7 protein-coding genes are annotated in these 4,919 nt (G+C 72.2%); 2 read left to right on the top strand and 5 right to left on the bottom strand.

Features of this window, described 5'->3' with window-relative positions; translation table 11 throughout:
• Together AOK23_RS39015 and AOK23_RS39010 are read left to right on the top strand one after the other, a co-directional pair.
• Nucleotides 1–532: aldehyde dehydrogenase family protein (locus AOK23_RS39015; RefSeq protein WP_157878288.1), on the top strand; the 532-nt coding region annotated here is incomplete at its 5' end.
• Between the two features lie 38 nt (nt 533–570).
• Nucleotides 571–1,278, top strand: coding sequence for a gamma-glutamyl-gamma-aminobutyrate hydrolase family protein (locus tag AOK23_RS39010; RefSeq protein ID WP_055717195.1), 708 nt, complete (start codon nt 571–573; stop codon nt 1,276–1,278).
• 43 nt (nt 1,279–1,321) lie between these two features.
• On the opposite strand, the gene AOK23_RS39005 is transcribed toward AOK23_RS39010, so the two are convergent.
• The 5 genes from AOK23_RS39005 to AOK23_RS38985 all read right to left on the bottom strand — a co-directional run.
• On the bottom strand, nt 1,322–2,176 hold the full coding sequence (locus tag AOK23_RS39005; RefSeq protein ID WP_055717194.1) for a class II glutamine amidotransferase: 855 nt from the start codon (nt 2,174–2,176) through the stop codon (nt 1,322–1,324).
• A gap of 330 nt (nt 2,177–2,506) precedes the next feature.
• Nucleotides 2,507–2,947, bottom strand: a complete 441-nt coding sequence (locus tag AOK23_RS39000) for a DUF7144 family membrane protein (protein WP_055717193.1) — start codon at nt 2,945–2,947, stop codon at nt 2,507–2,509.
• Between the two features lie 64 nt (nt 2,948–3,011).
• Nucleotides 3,012–3,452, bottom strand: a complete 441-nt coding sequence (locus AOK23_RS38995) for an SHOCT domain-containing protein (protein WP_055717192.1) — start codon at nt 3,450–3,452, stop codon at nt 3,012–3,014.
• A gap of 138 nt (nt 3,453–3,590) precedes the next feature.
• Entirely contained in the window at nt 3,591–4,466 is an 876-nt protein-coding gene (locus AOK23_RS38990) for a YhjD/YihY/BrkB family envelope integrity protein (protein WP_055717191.1), read from the bottom strand.
• A gap of 49 nt (nt 4,467–4,515) precedes the next feature.
• Nucleotides 4,516–4,919 (bottom strand): DUF308 domain-containing protein (locus AOK23_RS38985; protein WP_169800377.1); only part of this gene is annotated, 404 nt, incomplete at its 5' end.

The raw sequence follows: 4,919 nt of genomic DNA, 5'->3' as shown, positions 1-4,919 counted from the left end.
GATCGTGGCCCGCGCCCGTGACCTGCGCGTCGGCGACCCGCTCGACCCGGCGACCGAGATGGGCGCCCTGGTCGGCGAGGCCCATCTGGAGCGCGTCCTCGACCACATCGGCACCGGCCGCGAGGAGGGCGCGCGGCTGCTGACCGGTGGCGAGCGCACCCTGACCGGCACCGGCGGCAGCTATCTGCGGCCCACCGTCTTCGACCGGGTCGACCAGGGCATGCGCCTGGCCCGCGAGGAGATCTTCGGCCCGGTGCTCTCCGTGCTGACTTTCGACGACCTGGACGAGGCCGTACGCCTGGCCAACGCCACCGAGTACGGCCTCGCCGCCGGCCTGTGGACCTCCGACCTCTCCACCGCACACCGGGTCTCCCGCGCCCTGAGGGCGGGCACCGTCTGGGTCAACTGCTACGAGGAGGGCGACCTCACCGTGCCCTTCGGCGGCATGAAGCAGTCCGGCAACGGCCGCGACAAGTCCGCGCACGCCATCGACAAGTACACCGAACTGAAGACCACCTGGATCCAGCTGTGACCCCTTCGCCCACGCGCCCCCCGACGCCCACGCGACCCCTGACGCCTCATCGACCCCTGATCGCGATTCCGGCCCGGTTCGCCGCCACCACGTCCGCGCTCCGCTATGCCGCAGAGGTCAACGCCCGCGCCCTGATCGAGGCCGTGTGGCGGGCCGGCGGGGAGCCCGTGAGCGTACACCCCGCCGCGGGGGACGTGGCCGCCCGCCTCGCCCGCTTCGACGGCGTCCTGCTGCCCGGCGGCGGCGACCTCGCCCCCCATCGCTACGGCGCGACCGATACCCACGCCACCGTGTACGACGTGGACGAGACGCAGGACGCCTTCGACCTGGCGGTCGCCCGCGAGACGCTCGCCCTGGGACTGCCCCTGCTGGCGGTCTGCCGGGGCCTCCAGGTCGTCAACGTCGCCCTCGGCGGCACCCTGGAGCAGGACATGGGCGGCCCGGAGCGCGAGCACCGGCACCTCGTGCACCCCGTCACACTGCGGCCGGCGTCGGAGGTGGCCCGTGCGACGGGCGCCGAGAAGGTCGACGCGTCCTGCTACCACCACCAGCGTGTCGACCGCCTCGGCACGGGGCTGGAGGTGACGGCCACCGCGGTGGACGGCACCGCCGAGGCGCTCGAACTCACGGGTGCGCGCGGCTGGTTCACGGCCGTCCAGTGGCATCCCGAGGACACCGCCGCCGACGATCCGGCCCAGCAGAACCTCTTCGACGCCCTCGTCCGGGCCGCCCGCGACCGGAGCTGAGCGCGGGTTCAGGGACTGGGTACATGCTCAAGGGAGAGTGGGTTCATGGGCTGAGAACGGGTTCGGGACTCGGGGCGAAGGGGAGCAGTTCGTCGCTACCCGGCTGCACCACGCCGTAGCTGCTCTCCGGGACCTTGTTCCAGGCGCCGGGCAGATCACCCAGGGGCTCGGAGACGACGAGCCGGGTGTCGTCGGAGACCTCGCGCAGGAAGGTCAGGTCGGGGTGGAGCGACCGGAGCGTCTCCACATCGGTGCTGTAGTACAGCGAACGCGAGGCGCCCTGGCTGGAGTAGCGGAAGGCCCACAGCCGCTGCCCCTCCGTGACGGCCAGCGTCATCTGGAGGGGGAACTCCACGCCGTGCTCGCGGCCGACCCGCTCCACCAGGCCCGCCATCCGCGCGACGGCGCCCGGCGGGTCCTCCTCCAGACCGAAGGTGAGCGCCAGGTAGAACATCATCTCGGAGTCCGTCGATCCCTCCATGTCGAGGAACAGCTCCGGGTCGACGACGAGTGCGAGGTCCCGGCGCATCCGGTGGAACTCGGCGATCGCGCCGTTGTGCATCCACATCCAGCGGCCGTGGCGGAACGGATGGCAGTTGGTCTGCTGCACGGCCGTGCCGGTGGTCGCCCGGATGTGGGCGAAGAACAGCGGGGACTCGACGTGGTCGGCGATCTCCCGCAGGTTCCGGTTGCTCCACGCCGGTCCGATGTCACGGAAGACGGCGGGGGTGTGGGTGCGGGAGGACGAGTCGTACCAGCCGACGCCGAATCCGTCGCCGTTGGTCGTCTCCACCCCCATCCGGGAGTGCAGGCTCTGGTCGATCAGCGAGTGCTGGGGCCGGTACAGGATGGTGTCGAGCAGCACAGGTGTTCCCGAGTAGGCAAGCCACCGGCACATGGGCCTCCGCCTTTCTTGGTGTTCTGTCGTAGGCGCCGACCGGCGCGTCTCACCCGGTTCCCCGGGGCCGGCCGTGTCGGCGCGAGCAGGGTGCCGCGCGGCCGGTCGGCCGTCGCCGGCGAGACCGACCGCGGCCCAGAGGAGTCCGCGGCATGACCCCCACCTACGGGGCCCCGGCCGGCGGCGCGCTCCTGGGCGCCGCCTCCGGTGGGGCCCTGACCGGGATCTTGTCCGGCCGGGCCCCCGCCGGCCCGTTGCCCGGCGTGGCCGGCCGGTCTCCCCGACGCGGAGCCACGGCCCTTCATGCGGTGCCCTCCCCTTCCTCTCCTCTCACATGTCGCTCGAAGCGAGGGAGTCGTCCTTGCGCACGACGCACAGGGCCCAGATGACGAACCCGGACACCGCGATCATCACGATCGACCACGCCGGGTAGTACGGCAGCGAGAGGAAGTTCGCGACGATGAGGAGCGAGGCGACCCCCACGCCTGCGACGCGTGCCCACGTGGACGTCTGGAACAGCCCGGCACTCACGATCAGAGCGACGGCACCCAGGATCAGGTGGATCCAGCCCCAGCTGGTGAGGTCGAACTCGTAGACGTAGTTGCGGGTGGCGAGGAAGACATCGTCCTCGGCGATCGCCGCGATGCCGCGCAGGACGTCGAGAACACCTGCGATCAGGAGCATGACGGCGGCGAACGCCGTCAGTCCGGAGGCCCATCCCTGCTTGGCCGAGTGCGTGCGCGTGGGGCGGGTGTGGTGTGTGGTTGCCATGCTGCTGCCTCGTTTCGTGTCGGCTCCGGGCGCGGTCGGCGACCGGAGGAGTGGGGGACGTGAGTCAGCGTTCCGGGGCGCCGGAGCCGCTCAGCACCAGTTCCTTGGCCCGGCGGAACTCCTCGTCGGTGATGTCACCGCGGGCGCGGATCTCGGAGAGCCTGGTCAGTTCGTCGACGCTGGTGGTCCGGCCACCGGAGGCGGCGGCGGTCTCACGGATATAGCTGTCGAAGGCCTGCTGCTGGGCGCGGGCCTGCGCCACCTCGCGGCGGCCCATGTTCTTGCCGCGGGCGACCACGTAGACGAACACGCCGAGGAAGGGCAGGACGATGGCGAACACCAGCCAGCCCGCCTTGGCCCAGCCGCTCAGCTCGTCGTCGCGGAAGATGTCGGCGATGACCCGGAACAGCAGGACGAACCACATGATCCACAGGAAGAACACCAGCATCGTCCAGAAGGCGCTCAGCAGTGGATAGTCGTACGCGAGATAGGTCGGCCCACTCATGTCTCTCCTCCGTCCTGCCCATGCCCGGCGGTCACGCCTGGCCTTGCCCCCTCAGCGTGCCCACCGTGGGGACCGCGCGTCCTCACCCGAGAAGGGTGAAGCCGCGTCGTCGGCAGTGCGGACCGGTGGCCCATCGGCCTACTCGTGGTCCGGGGGCCGGCCGCGCGGGAGGTGGGCCGTCCGGTACCAGCCGGTGGCCGCGACCACGGGGCCGAGGGCCAGGCCGGACACGGCGACCAGGAACACCGAGATCAGCCAGGACAGGAACGTGAAGACCGGTCCGAGCGGGCCGAACTCCTCCAGGCTGCGCTGCATGGCCGCCGGCATGAACAGGCGGGCCGCCCAGCTCAGCACCACCGTGCCCGTTCCCGCCAGCACGGCTCCGGGGAGCAGCTCCCGCCAGCCGATCCGGCCGCCGAGCAGCAGATGCTGGGACCACCACCACAGCAGCGGCGCCGCCAGCACGGACAGCACCAGCCCCGTCGCGGTGCCCAGGCCGAAGCCGCCGCGCAGCGGTGCCTGGAGCAGCAGGGCGCCCAGCCAGACCACGAGCCAGAGCAGCCAGCGCCACACCGTCACCGCCCGAAGGGGTGCCCTGGGCAGGTGCCAGCACCGTTCGCACACCGCCTGGAGCGCCCGGCTGAAGGCGGTGGCGGAGACGAGGGTGATCAGCACTCCGAGGGCGCCCACGGTGTCGCGGGTGGTGCCGGTCGCGGCGAATGCCTGACGCATCTCGTCGAGGGTGTCGCCGCGGATCCCCAGCACCGCGCGGAGCGAGTCGACCAGCAGGTCCTGGATTCCTCCGGGGGCGAAGGACGCCACCGTCATCAGCAGGGGGAGCGCCGTGACGAAGGCCTGGGCGGCCAGTCGTACGGAGCCCTCCACCACGTTGAGGGCCGACAGGCGGGGCAGGAGCCGGGCGGCGGGACCCGCGCGCAGCCCGGCGGCGACCCGTTCGGCCCTGCTTCTGCGGGCGGGGGTGTCGGGGGCAGCCGGGGCGCGCCGTCTGGTCATGGCTCAGGGAGCCGCTCGCTCCGCGTCACCGCTGGGCCGCCCTCCGGGCTCAGCGGCCATCGCTGCTCCCCCGGACGGACGCGCGGCCGAGTGCGGCGCGCCCGGCGAGGGCGACGGCGCCTTCGGCCAGGCCGAGCAGGACGAGCCACAGGCCGAGCAGCCGGGTCAGGGCGCGCGCGGACTCGGCCGGGAGGGCCAGCACCACGACCCCCGCGACGACGCCGAGGATCACGGCGCCGAGGAGGAAGCCGCGGTGGGGAAGGTCCTTGGAGGACATGGCCGTGTACAGGGCGAGGAGGCCCGTCACGAGCCACACCATGCCGACGATCAGTGCCAGTGCGGTGATGGTCTGCAGGGGGTTCCGCAGGCACAGCACCCCGGCCACGGCGAACGCTTCCCCGGACTGCTGATCGCCGTGCTGTACGTCGTGGCCGGGGTGCTGTGCCTGCGGAA

Source organism: Streptomyces torulosus (assembly GCF_001419765.1).
Taxonomy (GTDB): domain Bacteria; phylum Actinomycetota; class Actinomycetes; order Streptomycetales; family Streptomycetaceae; genus Streptomyces; species Streptomyces torulosus.
Note: the sequence above shows the minus strand (reverse complement) of the source record. Positions and strands in the feature narration are given on the sequence as shown.